Origin of the sequence: Methylobacterium sp. Leaf85 (genome assembly GCF_001422125.1) — a bacterium.
GTDB classification, from domain to species: Bacteria; Pseudomonadota; Alphaproteobacteria; order Rhizobiales; family Beijerinckiaceae; genus Methylobacterium; species Methylobacterium bullatum.
In genome coordinates, this window is record NZ_LMME01000003.1 from 82,228 (window position 1) to 101,478 (window position 19,251).

Sequence of the window (19,251 nt, forward strand, 5' to 3'; positions counted from 1 at the left end):
TCAAATCGCGCAAGGCGCTTGCGTCGCCCCGGCGATTGTCTATTTGTTGGGCACAATGAAAGCTGATGATTATTTGAGCGTTCTGCGCTCGGGCGATGGCCAGGGGCAGGCCGGCGAGAAGGCAGGCGCCGCGGCTTCGGTGCCGGTCCTGCTCGCCCCCCTGTCGGGCGTCACCGACCTGCACATGCGTCGCATCGCGCGGCGTCTGGGTGCAAGCGCCGTCGTCTCGGAGATGGTGGCGGCGGCCGAATTCGCCCGTGGGGCGGAGGAGGCGCGCCTGCGGGCCGAGGGCGGCGGGGTCGATCCCCACGTGGTCCAGCTCGCCGGCTGCGTGCCCGAATCGATGGCGGAGGCCGCACGCCTGGCCGAGGCGAATGGCGCCGATGTCATCGACATCAACATGGGCTGCCCGGCCAAGACCGTCACCGGCGGGGAGGCGGGCTCCGCCCTGATGCGCGACATCGAGGGGGCCACGCGCATCCTCGCCGCCGTCCGCGCGGCGGTGGCGATCCCGGTCACGGTCAAGATGCGCCTCGGCTGGGACCATGCGAGCCTGAATGCCCCCGATCTCGCCCGGCGCGCCGAGGGGCTCGGCCTCGCGGCGGTGACCGTGCATGGCCGCACCCGGCAGCAATTCTACAAGGGCCAGGCCGATTGGGCCGCCATCCGCGCCGTGGTGGACGCGGTCTCGATCCCGGTCATCGCCAATGGCGACGTCGTCGATCTCGCCGGGGCGCGGGCCTGCCTCGCCGCCTCGGGCGCCGCAGGGCTGATGATCGGCCGCGCGGCCCTGGGTCGTCCCTGGCTGGTGGGCGAGATCGCCGCCGGTCTCGCCGGCCGGGCACCGCGTTCCCTCGGCGCCGAGGAGAAGGCCGCCCTCGCCCTGGAGCATTACCAGGGGCTCCTCGCGCTCTACGGCCCCGCCATGGGCGTGCGCCACGCGCGCAAGCACTTGGCGGCCTACGTGGACGGGTCCGGCGCGCTCGGCCCCGACGACCGGACGCGGCTCCTCACCACCACCGATCCGGCCATCGCAGCGGACCTCCTGTCGAGGGCGATGCGGCACCCGCGCGTACCATTGGTCACCGAGGAGGCAGCGTGAGCGCGGACAAGGAACATGGCGGCCGGACCATCGCCCCGCCCACGAGCGAGGCGGTGATCAACGCCCTGCCGCTGCCGGTCATCACCATCGGCGCCGACGACCGCATCCTCCATGTGAACCACGCGGCGGAGACGTTCTTCGATCATTCCGCGCGGTTGATGCAGCGCCGGCACCTGCGCGACATCATCCCGTTCTCGTCCCCGATCAGCGCCCTCGTGGCCGAAGTGCGCCGCCGCAAGGCGAGCGTCAGCGAATACGGCGTCGAACTGGTCCAGCCGCGCTCCGGCCTGGAGCGCAACGTCGACGTCTTCGCGACCCCCCTCGGCGACGAGGAGGATGCGGTGGTGATGATGCTCCAGGAGCGCACCATCGCCGACAAGATGAACCGGCAGCTCACCCATCGCGGCGCCGCGCGCTCGATGATCGCGCTGGGGGCCATGCTGGCACACGAGATCAAGAACCCGCTCGCGGGCATCCGCGGGGCGGCCCAGCTCCTCGAACAATCGGGCACCGAGGACGACCGCCTGCTCACCCGGCTGATCTGCGACGAATCCGACCGGATCGTCCGCATCGTCGAGCGGATGGAGCTGTTCGGCGACGAGCGCCCGGTGGAGCGCGGACCGGTCAACGTCCACGGCGTGCTCGATCAGGTGAAGCGCTCGGCCCAGTCGGGCTTTGCCCGGCACATCCGCTTCGTCGAGACCTACGACCCGTCGCTGCCCCCGGTCCTGGGCAATCGCGACCAGCTGATCCAGGTCATCCTCAATCTGGTGAAGAACGCCGCCGAGGCCATCGGCGCCGATGCGGTAGACGGCGAGATCACCCTCTCCACCGCCTTCCGCACCGGGCTGAAGATGCAGGTGCCCGGCACGCGGGAACGGGTGAGCCTGCCCATCGAAGTGGCGGTGCGGGACAACGGGCCGGGGGTATCGGCCGAGCTCCTGCCCGACCTGTTCGACCCGTTCGTGACCACGAAAGCGCAGGGGTCCGGCCTCGGACTTGCACTTGCGGCCAAGATCATCGGCGATCACGGTGGCATCGTCGAATGCGATCCCGTGCCGCGCCGCACCACTTTCCGTCTCCTCCTTCCCATGTCGAGCGCCCGTGACGGGCGCGAGTCGGCCGCGGAGCAATAGAGTCGCGTCATGCCCAACGGCCACATCATCGTCGCGGACGACGACGCCGCCATCCGCACCGTCCTCAACCAGGCCCTGTCGCGGGCCGGCTACGAGGTCCGCTCCACCGGCAACTGCGCCACCCTCTGGCGCTGGGTCGCGCAAGGGGAGGGCGACCTCGTCATCACCGACGTGATGATGCCGGACGAGAACGTGTTCGACCTGCTGCCGCGCATCAAGCGCGTCCGGCCGGAACTGCCGATCATCGTCATGAGCGCGCAGAACACGTTCATGACCGCGATCCGCGCCTCCGAGCGCGGCGCCTACGAATACCTGCCCAAGCCCTTCGACCTGAAAGAGCTCATCGCCATCGTCGGCCGGGCGCTGTCGCGACCGCGCGGCACGCCCGCCCCCGGCGCCGATCCCGGCAACGAGGACATCCCGCTGGTGGGCCGCTCGCCGGCCATGCAGGAGATCTACCGGGCGCTCGCCCGCCTGATGCCCACCGACCTCACGGTGATGATCACCGGCGAGTCGGGCACCGGCAAGGAGCTGGTGGCCCGCGCGCTGCACGATTACGGCCGTCGCCGCTCCGGGCCGTTCGTGCCGGTGAACATGGCGGCGATCCCGCGCGACCTCATCGAATCCGAGCTGTTCGGCCATGAGAAGGGCGCCTTCACCGGCGCGCTCTCGCGCTCGGCCGGCCGGTTCGAGCAGGCGGAAGGCGGCACGCTCTTCCTCGACGAGATCGGCGACATGCCGATGGAGGCCCAGACCCGCCTCCTGCGCGTGCTGCAGCAGGGCGAATACACCACCGTGGGCGGCCGGGTGCCGATCAAGACCAATGTCCGCATCATCGCGGCCACCAACAAGGACCTGCGCGTCTCGATCCAGCAGGGCATCTTCCGCGAGGATCTGTTCTTCCGGCTCAACGTGGTGCCGCTGCGCCTGCCCGCGCTGCGCGAGCGCTCGGAGGACGTGCCCGACCTGATCCGCCACTTCTTCATCCTCGTGGAGAAGGAGGGCCTGAGCCGCAAGCAGCTCGACGGCGAAGCGATGGAGCGCCTGAAGCGCTATCGCTGGCCCGGCAACGTGCGCGAACTCGAGAACCTCGTGCGCCGCCTCGCCGCCCTGTATCCGCAGGAGACGATCACCGGACCGGTGATCGAGGCCGAGCTCGATACGCTGCCCCTCGCCCAGCCGCAGGCCAACGGTTCGGTCGCCAGGAAATCGGGCGGGGCCGACAACGAGACCCTTTCCGGGGCGGTGGAGCGCCATCTCGCCGAGTATTTCAGCGGCTATCGCGACACGCTGCCCCCGCCCGGCCTCTACCACCGCATCTTGCGCGAGATCGAAGGCCCGCTGATCGGCGCGGCCCTGGCCGCCACCCGCGGCAACCAGATCCGCGCGGCGGAACTGCTCGGCGTCAACCGCAACACCCTGCGCAAGAAGGTGCGGGACCTCGACCTTCAGGTCTTCCGCAACGCGCGGTGAGCCCGCGCGACACGTCCGGCGAACCGGAGGATCTGTTCCACTTTGGCGAAGACCCGGCCATCCGGGTCTTCGCGCCGCGCCCCGTCCGCGTCGGCGTGGATCGCGGACAGGCGGGGGCCTGGCTGAACGGCCCCCTGGTCTGGGCGATCGATGACGCCCACAGCCTGCTCTACCTGTTCCCGCGCGACTGCCCCCGGATCGTGATCTGGCCCACCGATGGGACCTCGACGGAGGACCGGCGCAGGTGGTTCGGCGACGTCACCGGCCGCGCCGTGGCTTATGTAGAGGAGGATTGGGCGGAGCGGATCGCCACCGCCGCGATTCAACGCTACCGCATGCCGCCCGAGACCTTCGAACCCACCGGCGAGCTTGGCACCTGGGTCTCGAAGAGCCCGGTCGTCCCCACCGGCCACGACACGATCCGGGACCTGCCCGGTGCGATGGCGGCGGCGGGCCTGGAGCTTCGCACCCTTCCTCGCCTCACGCCGCTCGCGCCGATCTGGCGCTCCACCCTCCACGCCAGCGGCATCCGCCTCAGGAACGCGCAGGATTGGGTGACTCCGGAGGGCGGGCCGCCGAAGCCGATCGCGGATGCTCGTGTGCGGTGAGGGGACGCTCCGCCATGGCCGAGCGGGAGCGAACCCCGGACCGTCCCCCGAAATGCAGCGGCTCAAAAAACCAATCTCTTAGCCATCTTCGTTCACGCGGAGACAGGAGGTTGGTGCCTTTCTGTCTCCCGCGTGCCGATCCGTGTCGGTTCCGATATCGTAGGACCGGCAATGGCACTGAGTGAGCGCGAAGCGGGTGTTGCGACGGCAAGCACCCGGCGCGGCAATGGCCGGCATCGCCTTGCCACTCAGGTCGGTCTCGTCGTGGTCATGATCACGATCGTGCTCTCGGGCTTCTTCTACACCAACCGGCACCAGCAGGCTCTCATCGACCTGCGCGAGGGCGGGCGGCAGATGCGCATCGCCCAGGAAGCGCTCATGGGCGCGGAAGCCTACGTCCTCAACAGAGCCCTCGGCGACCGGGACACCGAATACAGCGAGTACAGCCGCGCCTTCGAATCGCTCCATAGCCGCCGCGATACGCATCTGGCTCGCCTCGATCCTTTCCTCAGGATGCCCGACGGGACCAGCACGTCCGCCGACGCCAGCATCAAGTCGCTCGAAGCCATCTGGACGGACGCTCTCGAACTCGTCCGGGCCGGAAGGCTGGAGGCGGCCCAGTCCCTGCTTAAGGAACGCAGGAGTGCCGCTCTGATCGGCACGATGCGTCGCGCGTTCGATGCCTTCCTGGCGGACTGGAACTCGCACTTCGCCGATCACGAGACGCGCATCGAGATCGGCAAGAGCATCGTGTTGCTCTCGCAGATTCTGATTGCCGGAATCATGATCTTCGCATTCCGGTCGAGCGCGCGAGATGCCCAGGCCCGGGCGACGGCCATCGCCGACATGGACGCGTCCAGAACACAGATCGGTCATCTGTTCGCGATGACGGACATGCTCCAGAGCGCCACCGACCATCACGATGCGAACGCGGTCCTCCGAGCCACCGCCGGCGAACTGATCGGCGGCTTCAGCGGCGCGCTCTACGTCTTCAACAACTCACGGGACCGCCTCGTCCTCTCGACTTCCTGGGCGTGCGAGGATGGATCGCCCCCGCCGGAAGTGATCGCGATCAACCAGTGCTGGGCCATGAAGCGCGGCAAGCCGCACATCAACCGCAGCGGCTCCAGAGCCCTCTGCTGTGAGCACCATGCCTCCGGTCTCGCCGCCCTCGAAATCCCGATGGTCGCGCGGGGCGAGAATCTCGGCCTTCTTCAGGTCTTCGCGCAGGGTTCGGGCGCGGAGGAACGCCTGGCTGCCATCCTGCCGCTGAGCTCGGCGCTCGGGGACGCGATGTCGCTCGCCCTGTCCAACATCGCGCTGCGCGAGAAGCTGCGCAACCAGGCGCTCCGCGATCCGCTGACGGGCCTCTACAACCGACGCTACATGGAAGACAGTCTCGACCGATATGTCCGCATCGCCGAGCGCGAGGGGCGGAAGGTCTCGGTGATCATGATCGACCTCGACCACTTCAAGCGTCTCAACGACGAGCACGGCCATGCGACGGGGGACGCGGTTCTGAGGGAGGCTGCGGCAGCGATCGTCGGAGCGCTCCGGGAGACCGATGTCGCCTGTCGCTACGGTGGCGAGGAAATGATCGTGTTTCTCCCCGATTGCAGCCTCGAGGATGCAGCGCTCAAGGCAGAACAGATCCGGGAACGGATAGAGGCTCTGTCCGGAGGCCATGGTGCGAAGGTTTCCGCATCGCTGGGCGTGTCCTCCCTTCCGAGCACGTCGAGCAACAGCGCCGACCTCGTCAAGGCAGCCGACACGGCCCTCTATCGCGCCAAGCACGGCGGACGAAACCAGGTCGCGGTCGCTCCGGTTCAATCGGGCTGGCGTGCCGACCGCGAAGGGCCGGCCAGCCCACAGGCGCATCTTCGCGTCGCGGCCGGATAATTTTTCGACGCAACTCGGCGAGGGCTCGCCCCAACCCGGACATCCTCTCCGTATCGCCAAGCGGCCCGAGCGCGGATCGTCCCGGGGCCTGCTCGGGGTCGATCAGAGAGAGGATCGCGAAGACCGCGAGCCAGGAGCCCTGGAGGAGATAGGCCCCGGCCGCGATCAGGCGCTCCACCCTGCATGCGAGCGGCATCCGTCTCGGGAACACGCAGGACCGGGTGGCTCCGAAGGGCGAACCGCCGAAGCCGATCGCGGGTGCTCGCGTGCAGTGAGGTGATGGTTGGGTTGTAAGGCGGACGTCTGTCGTGGGTGGATGACGGCCCCTGTCCCAAGAATGATGGTCCGCGGCATCATGTGTCATGACTTGCCGGATATCTCGCAGACTAAACGGATCAATCATTAATTATGACTCATCATATTTCAAAATAAAATATGTAAAATTACTTCAAGATTCTATTTATTTCTCTTCTGTTGAACGATTTTACTGAAAATTGTCAAATACGATTTTTGAATTAATCAGTCGAACGATCGACGACAAACGCTTACTGAGTGTGCCCAGGACGCCACTCGATAAAGTTCAAAAAAATCATTATTCGGTCGCCTGACACGTTTGTCTGAGGAGAGAACGTTTGGCTGAGGATCGTGTTCGCTCTCCTTTCCGAACATGGGCTTCGATCTCGGTGCTCGGCATCGCCGCGTTCACGATGGTCTCGACCGAATTCGCCCCGATCGGGCTGATGACGCAGATGGCCGTCGATCTCGGGGAAGCCCAGGCCACCATCGGTCTCACCGTCACCCTCTACGCCTGGTTCGGAGCCCTCAGCGGTCTTCTCGCGCCGACACTCGTCGGACGCGTCCCGCGCAAGGCTCTCCTGATCGGACTGATGCTCGTCATCGCCGCCTCGGACGCGATCGCGCTCCTATCGCCGTCCCTGGAAGCGCTGTTCTTCGCCCGCTTCGTCGGGTCCATGGCACACGGCATTTTCTGGGCGACGGTCGCCGCCTTCGCCATGGACATCGCCCCGCCTCATCGAACGGGGCTGGCGACCTCCATCGTCTTCGGCGGCATTTCCGTCGCCACGGTCATGGGTGTTCCGGCGGTGAACATGGCGGGGCAGGTGATGGGATGGCGCGGCGCGTTCGGCGCGCTCGGGCTGCTCGGTCTGCTGACGGCCTTCTCGATGGTGGTGACGCTTCCGAACCTGACGACCTCGGCGAGCGGCCGGGAGGCGACGCTCGCCGATGCCATCAGTGAGCGGACACTCCGCCCGATCTACGCCATCACCGCGCTGATCGGGGCGGTTCATTTCGCGGCCTACACCTTTGCCGAACCGTTCATCGCGGCGCTTCCGGGCATCGTGCCGACGACGGTCCCGATCTTCCTCTTCGCCTTCGGTGCGGCAGGGCTTCTCGGCAGCGTTCTCGGCGCATTGCTGATCGATCGCTTCCTGCACGAGGTCATCCTCTGTGCGCTCACGGCCATGGGACTGGCCCTGATCCTCATGGGAACGTCGAGCACGGCCCTCGGTCTTGCCGGCGTCGGAGCATGCCTCGTGGTCTGGGGCGCGGCGATCTCAATGCTGTTCGCGACGCTGCAGACCTGGATTCTGAAGGCGGCGGGTCCGCTGGCGACGCCAGCGGCAGCCGTTCACACGGCCGTCCTGAACACGGCGATCGGCATCGGCGCCGTGGCGGGATCCGTCCTGCTCGATCGATGGGGGCCCTTCACCGTCATGCTCGGTGCCGGGATCGGCGCGATGCTGACCCTGGGCCTCGCCCTGATACCGCAAGGACGGAGGAGACAGCCGATTTGACGAACTTCCCGCCCGACACAGCGCCCGTCATTCGCATCGCGGCAGCTTTGATTTTCGATTCGCGAGGCAGGACGCTCCTCGTCCGAAAGCGAGGGTCCGTGTTCTTCATGCAGGCGGGAGGAAAGATCGAGCCGGGAGAGACCCCGCGCGCGGCTTTAGGGCGAGAGCTGAAGGAAGAGCTCGGTGTGGAGCTTCCGCCCGAAGCGTTTCATCTCGGCCGTTTCGTCGCGGAAGCCGCGAACGAAGACGGACACTGGGTGGACGCCGAACTCTACGGCTTCCTCCTCGACCAGCACGTCTCTCCCGCAGCCGAAATCGAAGAGGTCGTCTGGGCTTCCGAAACGATGCTGCCAACGATCAAGCTCGCGCCCCTGACGTGCAACGAGGTCATGCCGCTGGCCCGGCGAATGCGACTGTCGAAATTGTAAATCTCGATCCATCGAACAGACGGATCGATGGGCGCCATACGACGAAGCGCGGGCGGGTTTCCCCGTCCGCGCTTAGAAAGATCGACCCGGCCGCGAGGGTCGGGACGTGAGCGTCAGGCCATGGCGGGTTTGGCCGACATGGCGCGCGTCTCGCCGAGGCCGAGCCAGTTCCGGCGCATGGGCTTGAGGACGAAATAGGCGAGGATCGCGGTCAGCACGTCGAGGGTGATGATGATGGCGAAGACCGGGAGCCAGGAGCCCTGGACCAGGTAGATCCAGGCGGCGATCGGTCCGCCGAAGAGCGAGCCGATGCCCTGCGCCATGTAGAGGAAGCCGTAATTGGTGGTGGCGTGCTTGGTGCCGAATGTGTCGGTGAGGATCGAGGGGAACAGCGAGAAGATCTCGCCCCAGGCGAAGAACACGACGCCCGAGAGCAGGGCGAAGGCATAGGGATTCTCGCGGAAGACCAGCAGGAGGGCGATGGCCGCCGCCTCGGCGGCAAACGCGATGCCCATCGTGTTCTCGCGGCCGATCTTGTCCGAGACCCAGCCGAAGAAGGGCCGGGTGAGGCCGTTGGTGATGCGGTCGAAGGTCAGGGCGAAGGGCAGGGCCACGAAGCCGAAGATGATCGCGTCGGCCACACCGAAGTCGCGGGCGAAGGAGGCGAAGTTCGCCACCACCATCAGGCCGCCGGTGGACATCATCGTCATCATCGCGAACATCAGCCAGAACAGCGGCGTCTTCAGCATCTCCTTCGGGGCGGTGTCGTGGACGCAGGTCGAGAGGTTGCGGGCCGGGGCCGGCAGGACCTCGTCGGCGCGGGGAGCCCTGAGGCCGAGGGCGGCCAGCGCGCCCACGGCGCCGAGGACGATGCCGAACACCGTCAGCGTGTGGCGGTAGCCCGAGGCGGTGAGCATGTCGCTGATCGGGAAGGTGCTCAGCATCGCGCCCATGCCGTAGCCGGCGGCGACCACGCCTACGGCGAAGCCCCGGCGATCGGGAAACCACTTCACCATCAGGCCGACGATGCCGACATAGACGATGCCGGTGCCGAGACCGCAGAACAGGCCGTAGGTGGCGTAGACGCCCCAGAGCGTGTCGACGCGGGCGGCCAGCACCCAGCCGAGGCCCGAGAGGATGGCGCCCAGCGCGATCATCAGCTTGGGGCTGAACCGGTCGATCAGGTAGCCCTGGACGGGCGAGAAGAAGGTCTGCAGCACGATCAGGATCGTGAAGGTCCATTGCAGCTGCGGCAGGCTCGCGCCCGTCGTCGCGATCAGCGGCTTGGTGAACAGCGTCCAGACGTATTGCGGGCTGGAAATCGCCATCATGGCGACGAGGCCGAGGCCGAGCTGGATCCAGCGCTGCCGGGAAAGATTCGTATCCATTATGCACTCCATGCTGCGGGCACGGAGAAGCAAAGTGTATACCAGATTGCACGGCCCGGCTTTCAGCGCCGCGCGGAAACCAGCCAGCAGCCGGCATCCAGGGACACGGCGCCGGAGACGGCCCGTTCCGCGAAATCGTCGCTCACCCGCTTCAGGGCGTCCGCACGGACCGACGCGGGCTGATCGCGCAGGAGCCGGGAAACCGGGCCGAGCTCGGTGGCGAAATCCGCGGCGGCCTCCGCCGCATCTCGGGCGGTGCCGTCGCCGGACCTCGCGAGGGTGAGGGGCCGGTCGATCGCCTCGAGCGTGATGTCGAGGAAGCCGGCCTGGGCCAGCACCGCGTTGAGGGTTTCCGCCTCGGCGAAGCGAAACGGCCCCGGCGCGTCGGCGGGGCCGGGTTCGGGTTCCGGCACCAGGGGCAGGACGAGGTTCCTCGGCACCGTGATCCAGGGATTGTCCTCGATCCGCCGCCAGCACAGGAAGGTCAGGCGTCCGCCGGGGACCAGGGCCTTGCGGATGTTGGCGAAGGCGGCGCCGGAATCGTCGAAGAACATCACCCCGAAGCGGGAGATCGCCTGCTCGAAGGCGGCATCGCCGAAATCGTGGGTCTGGGCGTCCGCCTCGATGAATGCGATCGGCGCCAGGGCGGGGGCCTCGATCCCGGCCCGTTCGCGCGCCACCGCGAGCAGGGGGGCCGAGAGGTCGGCCGCCACCACGCGTCCCCTCGGGCCGAGCCGGCGCGCGGCGGCGATGGCGCAGTCACCGGCGCCGCAGCCGATATCCAGCGCCGAGCCGTCCACCCGAAGGCACGCCGCCTCGAACAGGGCGGCGGTGAGGGGCGCGAAGACCGCGTCGATCCTGCGCTGGTTGCGCGCCCAGCGCGCGCCGACCTCGCCGTTCCAGTAGTCGCGCTGGGTGATCGCGCCATCCGCCATCATGAACCTTCCGGTCTCTGGATCTCGATCGTCCGGTCCCCGGCGGGGACCCGTTTCACAGGCCGGACGAGCCGCCATCCGAACGCGGATCGTGGACCGCCTCGATCCGCCCGTTGCCGGGATGACGGACCAGCATGCCGGCATGGCCGAGGGAATCGATGTAGGAACCGCCCAGTTCCTCGATCTCGTGGCCCATGGAGCGCAGCTCGGCGATGCAGGCCGGATCGAACCGGTCCTCCACCTTCACGCTGAGGGATTCGGCACCCCAGGTACGGCCGTAGAGCAGGCGGGGCGCGTCCACCGCCTCGGCCGGGCTCATGCCATAGTCGGCATACCGCGAAAAAATCTGGGCCTGGAATTGCGGCTGCCCGTCGCCGCCCATGCTGCCGTAGGACATCACGCGGCCGTCGTCGAAGGCGGCCAATCCGGGGATCAGGGTGTGGAACGGCCGGCGCCCCGGCTCCAGGGGGTTCACCGCACCCTTCTCCAGGGAGAACGAGGTGCCGCGGTTCTGCCAATGGATGCCGGTCTTCGGCAGGACGATCCCCGACCCGTATTCCCAGTAGATCGACTGGATGTAGGAGACGGCCAGACCGTCCTTGTCGATGGCGCCCATCCACACGGTATCGCCGTCGCCCGGTCCCCGGAGGGGCACGGAGGCGGCGCGGCGCATGTCGATCTGGGCCGCCTCGCGGTCGAGGCGCTCCGGGGTGAGGAAGCTCGCCGGATCGACGCTCAGCCGGTCGTAATCGGTGACCGTGCGGTCGCGGATGGCGAAGGCGCGCTTCGTCGCCTCGATCAGCCCGTGATACTGCGCCGTGCTCTCGGGACGCGACACGTTCAGCCGGTCGAAGATACCGAGGATGATGAGCGCGGCGAGGCCCTGGGTGGGCGGCGGGAAGTTGTAGAGCACCGCGTCGCGACGGCGCAGCGACAGGGCCGCCCGCTCCCGCGGCGCATAGGCTTCGAGGTCGGCCCGCGTCACCGGCGCGCCGAGACGGTCGAGGTCGGCGGCGATCTCGCGGCCGAGGTCGCCCCGGTAGAAATCGTCGAGCCCGGCATGGGCCAGCTGTTCGAGCGTATCGGCCAGGGCCGGCAGGCGCCGCGTGGCGCCGGCGGCGAAGGGCTTGCCCCCGTCGAGGAAGGTCTGCGCGAAACCCGGCTGGTCGTGAAGCGTGTCGATCTCCTTCGGCACATAGCGGGCCTCGGAGGGCGACACCGCGCAGCCCTGACGCGCATGGCGGATCGCATCCGACAGCAGGGTCTCGAGGGGGAGCCGGCCGCCCAGCGCCCTGGCGAGGTCGAGGGCGAGACGCCAGCCGCCGATGGCGCCGGCCACGGTGAGCGCCGCATCCGGCCCGCGCGAGGGGATCGTCTCGTGGCCCTGGCTGCGATAGCGCTCGACCGTGGCGAGGGACCCGGCCGGGCCGCAGGCCTCGATGCCGCGCACCCGCCCGCCCGGTTCGCGCACGAGCCAGAACCCGTCGCCGCCGATGCCGTTCATATGCGGGTAGACCACGGCGATGGTGGCCGCCATGGCCGCCATGGCCTCGATGGCGTTGCCGCCCTGCGCCAGCACGGTCTGCCCGGCGGTGGCGGCCAGATGGTGAGGCGCGGCAACGGCGGCGGAGGAATAGACGGGCGTCTCGGGCATCGCGAACTCGGTGTGAGGAGGCTTGGAGGATTGAGGAGAGGCTTGGAGAATAATGTATTTTCTCGGCCGGTCGACCGAGAGATTTCCAAGCAAGAAACGGTCGCAGATCGCTGCGGTGCCATCGGTTTCACGGCGTGAGGCGCCGTCGCGGCGCGTGCCGCGCCCATGGGGTCCACCGACACGATGGCCCGATTCGTATTAATTTCGCCACACTGTTGTGGCGACGCATCAGCCATGGCGTGGCTTCGACGTTCCAAACAATCGGCCGCCCCGGGAGACGATGTCTCACGGGAAGGCGAGGCCGAACCTCATACCATCCGGGCGGCACCGCGCGGCCCCGGCTGGATCGGCGCGCTCGTCGTCGCCACGGCCCTGATCTCGGCCATCGCGACCTTCCTGATCCTCGCCGGCGTGATCCGGGTGACGCCGACGCCGACGATCGGCCTGACGCTGCTGGGCATCAACGTCTTCCTGGTCCTCAGCCTGTTCGTCATCATCGCCTGGGAGGCGCGGGTCTTCCTGCATGCGCGCCGGGCCAATGCGGCGGTGGCGCGCCTGCACACCCGCATCGTCGGCCTGTTCAGCCTCATCGCGATCCTGCCCACCGTGCTGCTGGCCGTCGTGGCGGCGGTGACGATCGATCGCGGGCTCTCGCTGGGCTTCACCGACCGCGTCCGCGACGTGGTGCTGAAATCCGTCGAGGTGGCCGATGCCTACCAGGAGAATCAGTGCCAGTCGCTCGCCCGCGAGATCCGCATCCTCGCGGACGACCTCACGCGGGCACGGCCGAATTTCGACGTGAACAGGGAGTGGTTCGAGAACTTCCTCACCACGCGGGCGACAGCGCTGGGACTGCCGGTCGCCGAGATCATGCGCGGACCGAACGAACTCGTGGCACGGGCGAAGATCGATGTCCTCAAGGAGCGCAGGCTGCCCTCCGCCGCGGCCTTCGAGGAGGCCGCCAAATCCAACGAGACGATCTGCCTGAGGCCGAGCGAGGGGAGGGTCTTCGCCGCCCTGCTGCGGATGCCGGCCTATGACGGGGCCGTGCTGCTGGTGCAGCGCCAGGTGAGCCAGCTCGCCGTCGACTTCCCCGGCGTCTCGCGGGCGGCGGCCGCCGAGTACCTCACCTACGATTCCCTCAAGCGCTCGATCCAGATCAGCTTCGCCTCGATCTTCGTGCTGATCGCGCTGATCGCCCTGCTGTCGGCGGTCTGGTTCGGCCTCAACTTCGCCAACCGGTTCGTGGCGCCGATCCGCCGGCTCATCAACGCGGCCGATCAGGTCGCCTCCGGCAATTTCTATGCCCAGGTCCCGGCACGCAAGAGCGACGGCGACCTCGCCCATCTCGGCGAGAGCTTCAACAAGATGACCCAGGAGCTGCGCCGCCAGCACGATGGGCTGACGGCGGCGAGCGAACTCATCGACCGGCGCCGCCGGTTCACCGAAGCGGTTCTGGCCGGGGTCTCGCCGGGCGTCATCGGCGTCGACGCGGCCGGCCTCGTCACCATCGCCAACCCCTCCATCGAGCGCACATTGGGGCTCAAGGCGGATGCGATCATCGGCAAGCCGCTGGTCCAGGCCGTGCCCGAGCTCCAGGCCATCCTGCCCGAGGGCGGAGAGGGGCGCCTGCGCGCCCTCCAGCAGCAGATCCAGCTGACCCGCGGCGGGCGCGAGCGCACGGTCACCGTGCGCGTCACCAGCGAGCAGGCTCAAGGGGGCGCCCGCGGCTTCGTGGTAACGCTGGACGACATCACCGACCTCGTCACGGCCCAGCGCACCTCGGCCTGGGCGGACGTCGCCCGCCGCATCGCCCACGAGATCAAGAACCCGCTGACCCCGATCCAGCTCTCGGCGGAACGCATCCGGCGCAAATACGGCAAGGTCATCGTCGCCGACAAGGACGTCTTCGACCAGTGCACGGCGACGATCATCCGCCAGGTGGACGAGATCAAGCGCATGGTAGACGAGTTCTCGTCCTTCGCGCGGATGCCGAAACCGGCCATCGCCCGGAACGATCTCAGCGAGATCGCCAAGCAGAACCTGTTCATGATGCGGGTGGCGCATCCGGACATGGATTTCGCCTTCACCGAGGCCGGGCAGGACCGCCTGCACGCCGCCTTCGACATCCGGCTGCTTTCGCAGGCGATCACCAACATCCTCAAGAACGCGGTGGAGGCCGTCTCCGCCGTGCCCGAGGCCGAACTCGGCAAGGGCAGGGTCGATCTGCGCCTCCTCGTCGAGGAGGGGTTCGCGGTGATCGAGATCACCGACAACGGCAAAGGCTTCCCCGTCGAGGGGCGCCAGCGGCTGCTCGAGCCCTATATGACCACCCGCGAGGGCGGCACCGGCCTCGGACTCGCCATCGTCAGCAAGGTGCTCGAAGAGCATGGCGGCGGCATCGAACTGAACGACAACCCCACGGGCAGGGGCGGATGCGTGCGGATGCGCGTTCCCCTCGACACGCGGGACAAGACGACGGAGGGGAAACCCTCCGCGCAGGCTGAGAAGGTTGCCGCACCGACGGCACCCCCAATCGCGGAGATGACGTCATGAGCGCCGATATCCTGATCGTCGACGATGAGGCCGACATCCGCGACCTCGTCGCCGGCATCCTCGACGACGAAGGTCACCGCACCCGCACGGCCGGAGGCTCCGACGAGGCGCTGGCGGCCATCGAGTCGCGCCGCCCCCACCTCGTGTTCCTCGACATCTGGCTGCAGGGCTCGCGCCTCGACGGGCTGCAGGTGCTCGACCAGATCAAGCTCGGGCATCCCGACCTGCCGGTGGTGATGATCTCGGGCCACGGCAACATCGAGACGGCGGTGGCCGCCATCAAGGCGGGCGCCTACGACTTCATCGAGAAGCCGTTCAAGGCCGACCGGCTGGTCCTGGTGGCCGAACGCGCCCTCGAAGCCTCCCGCCTCAAGCGCGAGGTGCGCGACCTCAAGGCGCGTTCCGGCCAGGCGAGCCGGCTCGTGGGCGGATCCGTGGCGGTCAACCAGCTGCGCCAGACGGTGGAGCGGGTCGCCCCCACCAATGCGCGGGTGATGATCCTGGGCGCGCCGGGCTCCGGCAAGGAACTCTCGGCGCGGACCCTCCACGCCTCCTCGTCCCGCGCCAGCGGTCCCTTCGTCGTCATCAACGCGGCGATGATCACGCCCGAGACCATGGAAGCGGAACTGTTCGGCGTCGAGGCCGGCGAGGGCCGCGCCCGGCGGGTCGGTGCCCTGGAGGAGGCCCATGGCGGCTCCCTCTATATCGACGAGATCGCCGACATGCCGCGCGAGACCCAGAACCGCATCCTGCGCGTGCTGGTGGACCAGAACTTCCAGCGCGTAGGCGGCACCACCCGCGTCCATGTGGACGTGCGCATCATCTCCTCTTCCTCGCGCGACCTCGCCGAGGAGATCGCCGCCGGCCGATTCCGCGAGGACCTGTTCCACCGCCTCTCGGTGGTGCCGATCCGGGTGCCGTCCCTGTCCGAGCGGCGCGAGGACGTGCCCGAACTCATCAACTTCTTCATGGAGCAGATCTCGGCCGCCACCGGCCTCGCCCGCCGGCGCATCGCCGAGGACGCCATGGCGGTGCTGCAATCGCACGATTGGCCGGGCAACATCCGCCAGCTGCGCAACAACGTCGAGCGGCTGATGATCCTCACCCATACCGACCCGGAGCAGGAGGTGACCTCCGAGATGCTCCCCACCGAGATCGGCGCCCTGGTTCCGACGACGCCGAACGGCGCGGGGGGCGAGAAGCTGATGAGCCTGGCCCTGCGCGAGGCGAGGGAAATCTTCGAGCGCGAATACCTGATCGCGCAGATCGCACGATTCTCCGGAAACATATCGCGCACCGCCGAGTTCATCGGCATGGAACGCTCGGCCCTCCACCGCAAACTGAAGTCGCTCGGCATCGGACCCTGAAGGCCTGGGCGACCTTCGCCTTACATGTGCGTGCCCCTTGCATGTGCGTGACAATGACCGTGTAATAGTCGAGGTTGTCTGTTTTCACCGGTCTGCTACGCATTCGAACCAACAAGAACCCGCCAGTCACGGCGGGCGGCAGGTTCTTAAGAAGGATTAATAAAAAATGGCGGGCGAACGCGCTCAGAACCTGCAGGACACGTTTCTCAATCATGTCCGCAAGAACAAGATCCCGCTCACGATCTTCCTCGTCAACGGCGTCAAGCTTCAGGGCGTCGTGACCTGGTTCGACAACTTCTGCGTCCTCCTGCGACGGGACGGGCATTCGCAGCTCGTCTACAAACACGCGATCTCGACGATCATGCCCGGCCACCCGGTTCAGTTGTTCGAGCCGGACGAGACGGCCCCCGATAAGGCGTGAAGCGACGTCGGCAGTCTTGCCCATGACGAGACGTTGAGAGACGTTTGACGCCGAACATCGGACGAGGACCGAAGACTGCCCTTGTTTGACGTCGGCAAAAGCCCATTCTCCTCATCTTCAGGGGACAGGGTCGAACCGAATTTCATGACGCAAATGACAACGCCGGGCGAAGCCCGGCTCCAGGCGATGGCCGCTCCCGAAGGTGAGATCGCGGCCGCGACCCATACGCTGGTGATCGGCCCCTATCTCACCCGGTCCGCCGCTCCCCGGACGGGCGGCGGACCGGCCGACGTCTCGCGCTCGAGCGAGGCGCGGATCGACGAGGCGGCGGGTCTCGCCGTGGCCATCGAGCTGGACGTCACCGAGGCCATCATCGCGCCGGTCTCGCGCATCCGCCCCTCCACCTATCTGGGCAAGGGCCGGGTCGAAGAGCTCGCCGGCCGGATCAAGGCCGAGGAGATCGGCCTCGTCGTCATGGATTGCGCCCTGTCGCCGGTGCAGCAGCGCAACCTGGAGAAAGCGTTCGGCTGCAAGGTCATCGACCGCACCGGCCTCATCCTGGAGATCTTCGGCCGGCGCGCCTCCACCCGCGAGGGCACGCTGCAGGTCGAGCACGCCCATCTCGCCTACCAGCGCAGCCGCCTCGTGCGGTCCTGGACCCACCTCGAACGTCAGCGCGGCGGCTTCGGCTTCCTCGGCGGCCCCGGCGAGACACAGATCGAAGCCGATCGCCGGATGATCCAAGAGCGGATGACGAAGATCGAGCGCGAGCTCGACAGCGTCACCCGCACGCGCGGCCTGCACCGGGAGAGCCGGGCGCGGGTGCCGTACCCGATCGTCGCCCTCGTCGGCTATACCAATGCCGGCAAGTCGACGCTGTTCAACGCCCTGACCAAGGCCGAGGTGATGGCCAAGGACATGCTGTTCGCCACCCTCGACCCGACCGCGCGCGCGACGAAGCTGCCGCATGGGGAGACGGTGATCCTCTCGGACACGGTGGGCTTCATCTCGGAGCTGCCCACGGCCCTCATCGCCGCCTTCCGCGCCACGCTGGAGGACGTGATCGAGGCCGATATCCTGCTCCATGTCCGCGACGTGAGCCACGTCGATTCGGAGGCGCAGGCGGAGGATGTCGGCGACGTGCTGCGCGAACTCGGGATCGAAACCACGGCCGAGCGAATCATCGAGGTCTGGAACAAGGCCGACCTGCTCGACGATTCGGAGCGCACGCGCCTCCTCAACCTGAGTGCCCAGGGGCGCAACGACCGGGACAGCGACGTGCCGATCCTGGTCTCCGCCCTCACGGGCGAGGGCCTGGCGGCCCTGTCGGGCCGGATCGAGGCACGGATCGCCAAGCGCCGCTCCACCTTCGCCGTCACCCTCGCGCCCGAGGACGGTGCGGCGCTCAACTGGCTCTACGAGAATGCCGAGGTTCTCGATCGCCGCGCCGAAGAGGCGGGCACGATCCACCTCGCCATCCGCGTGGCGCCGGAGAAGGAGCCGCGCTTCCTCAACCGCTTCGCCAGCGCACGCAAGCTCAGCCGCGCGGACTGATAGGGGGGAGACCTCCCGGTGGAGTAGTGGAAGGGCGATCGTCCATCCGCGACCGCGGGAGGCTTCGGAGGCCCAACAAAAAAACCCGGCTCCAAGGGAGCCGGGGGATGAGTTTCGGGTCCAGAAAGACGTCTTACGGCTGCAGAACGCCGTTGATGACGTGGATCACGCCGTTCGACTGCATCACGTTGGCGATGGTCACCTTGGCGGTGTTGCCCTTGGTGTCGGTGAGGTAGACGGCCTTGCCCTTGGTCTGGACCACGAGCGGGGTGCCCTGCACGGTCTTGATCTGGCCTTCACCGCCGCCATCCTTGGCGATCTTCATGAGGTCCTTGGCGGTCAGGGTGCCGGGGACGACGTGATAGGTGAGGATCGCGGTCAGCGTCGCCTTGTTCTCGGGCTTCACCAGGGTCTCCACGGTGCCGGCCGGCAGCTTGGCGAAGGCCGCGTTGGTGGGCGCGAAGACGGTGAAGGGGCCGGGGCCGGCGAGGGTCTCGACGAGGCCGGCGGCCTTCACGGCGGCGACGAGGGTGGTGTGATCCTTCGAGTTGACCGCGTTCTCGACGATGTTCTTCGACGCATACATCGGAGCGCCGCCAACCATCGGGTTCTTGGCGAGCGCGGCCACCGGGAAAGCGGCGCCCATGCTGAAGGCGAGGGCGACGGCGGCGAACGTGGAGGCCACGGGGCGACGGGTGTTGGTCATGGGGCGTTCCTCTCGAGCTATCCCCTTCGCGGGGGTCATCGCTCGTTACGGAGCCCGGAAGAGGAAAGTTTCGGGAACGCTGCGGAAAACCGTGTTCGCGCGAGATATGGCGGAACGCGAGCGCCTCCGCCAAAGCAAAAGCCCGCCCGACCGGAAGGTCGGACGGGCTTTCGTGATCCGCATGGCGGCGAGGACGACCCTCGCCGC

Annotated in this window: 15 protein-coding genes; 11 read left to right on the plus strand and 4 right to left on the minus strand. The window is 67.7% G+C overall.

What is annotated here, in order from left to right; genetic code table 11:
- Positions 1-55: 55 nt before the first annotated feature.
- The 7 genes from dusB to ASF08_RS03820 all read left to right on the plus strand — a co-directional run bounded on the left by dusB (position 56) and on the right by ASF08_RS03820 (position 8,463).
- Complete coding sequence (gene dusB / locus ASF08_RS03790; protein WP_056141544.1) at positions 56-1,102, plus strand: tRNA dihydrouridine synthase DusB; 1,047 nt, start codon at positions 56-58, stop codon at positions 1,100-1,102.
- Entirely contained in the window at positions 1,099-2,238 is a 1,140-nt protein-coding gene (locus tag ASF08_RS03795; protein ID WP_018043113.1) for a two-component system sensor histidine kinase NtrB, read from the plus strand. Before dusB ends, ASF08_RS03795 begins: the two co-directional genes overlap by 4 nt.
- Positions 2,239-2,247: 9 nt before the next feature.
- On the plus strand, positions 2,248-3,711 hold the full coding sequence (gene ntrC / locus ASF08_RS03800) for a nitrogen regulation protein NR(I) (protein WP_056141548.1): 1,464 nt from the start codon (positions 2,248-2,250) through the stop codon (positions 3,709-3,711).
- Positions 3,708-4,319, plus strand: a complete 612-nt coding sequence (locus tag ASF08_RS03805; RefSeq protein WP_082473038.1) for a DUF6886 family protein — start codon at positions 3,708-3,710, stop codon at positions 4,317-4,319. Before ntrC ends, ASF08_RS03805 begins: the two co-directional genes overlap by 4 nt.
- 171 nt (positions 4,320-4,490) lie before the next feature.
- On the plus strand, positions 4,491-6,218 hold the full coding sequence (locus ASF08_RS03810; protein ID WP_056141549.1) for a GGDEF domain-containing protein: 1,728 nt from the start codon (positions 4,491-4,493) through the stop codon (positions 6,216-6,218).
- A gap of 683 nt (positions 6,219-6,901) precedes the next feature.
- Entirely contained in the window at positions 6,902-8,035 is a 1,134-nt protein-coding gene (locus tag ASF08_RS03815; protein WP_244474443.1) for an MFS transporter, read from the plus strand.
- Positions 8,036-8,082: 47 nt separating this feature from the next.
- Entirely contained in the window at positions 8,083-8,463 is a 381-nt protein-coding gene (locus ASF08_RS03820; protein ID WP_338011738.1) for an NUDIX hydrolase, read from the plus strand.
- Between the two features lie 113 nt (positions 8,464-8,576).
- On the opposite strand, the gene oxlT is transcribed toward ASF08_RS03820, so the two are convergent.
- The 3 genes from oxlT to ASF08_RS03835 form a co-directional block, all read right to left on the minus strand.
- Entirely contained in the window at positions 8,577-9,851 is a 1,275-nt protein-coding gene (gene oxlT / locus ASF08_RS03825) for an oxalate/formate MFS antiporter (RefSeq protein ID WP_056141558.1), read from the minus strand.
- 62 nt (positions 9,852-9,913) lie between these two features.
- Positions 9,914-10,789, minus strand: coding sequence for a class I SAM-dependent methyltransferase (locus ASF08_RS03830; protein ID WP_056141561.1), 876 nt, complete (start codon positions 10,787-10,789; stop codon positions 9,914-9,916).
- 52 nt (positions 10,790-10,841) lie between these two features.
- Positions 10,842-12,440 (minus strand): gamma-glutamyltransferase family protein, encoded by a 1,599-nt coding sequence (locus ASF08_RS03835; protein WP_056141563.1) that lies wholly within the window; start codon positions 12,438-12,440, stop codon positions 10,842-10,844.
- A gap of 234 nt (positions 12,441-12,674) precedes the next feature.
- Here ASF08_RS03835 and ASF08_RS03840 point away from each other — a divergent pair, with 234 nt between their 5' ends.
- From ASF08_RS03840 to hflX, 4 genes are all read left to right on the plus strand, one after another.
- On the plus strand, positions 12,675-14,996 hold the full coding sequence (locus tag ASF08_RS03840) for a sensor histidine kinase NtrY-like (RefSeq protein WP_056141566.1): 2,322 nt from the start codon (positions 12,675-12,677) through the stop codon (positions 14,994-14,996).
- Positions 14,993-16,363 (plus strand): nitrogen assimilation response regulator NtrX, encoded by a 1,371-nt coding sequence (ntrX, locus tag ASF08_RS03845; RefSeq protein ID WP_056141569.1) that lies wholly within the window; start codon positions 14,993-14,995, stop codon positions 16,361-16,363. Before ASF08_RS03840 ends, ntrX begins: the two co-directional genes overlap by 4 nt.
- A 166-nt stretch (positions 16,364-16,529) precedes the next feature.
- Positions 16,530-16,784 carry an RNA chaperone Hfq gene (gene hfq / locus ASF08_RS03850; RefSeq protein WP_009866358.1) on the plus strand — a complete coding sequence of 85 codons (255 nt, stop codon included), beginning with the start codon at positions 16,530-16,532 and terminating at the stop codon, positions 16,782-16,784.
- Between the two features lie 144 nt (positions 16,785-16,928).
- Complete coding sequence (gene hflX, locus ASF08_RS03855; protein WP_026175814.1) at positions 16,929-18,338, plus strand: GTPase HflX; 1,410 nt, start codon at positions 16,929-16,931, stop codon at positions 18,336-18,338.
- Positions 18,339-18,471: 133 nt separating this feature from the next.
- Here hflX and ASF08_RS03860 read toward each other — a convergent pair whose 3' ends face one another.
- On the minus strand, positions 18,472-19,044 hold the full coding sequence (locus ASF08_RS03860) for a fasciclin domain-containing protein (protein WP_082473040.1): 573 nt from the start codon (positions 19,042-19,044) through the stop codon (positions 18,472-18,474).
- Positions 19,045-19,251 lie beyond the last annotated feature (207 nt).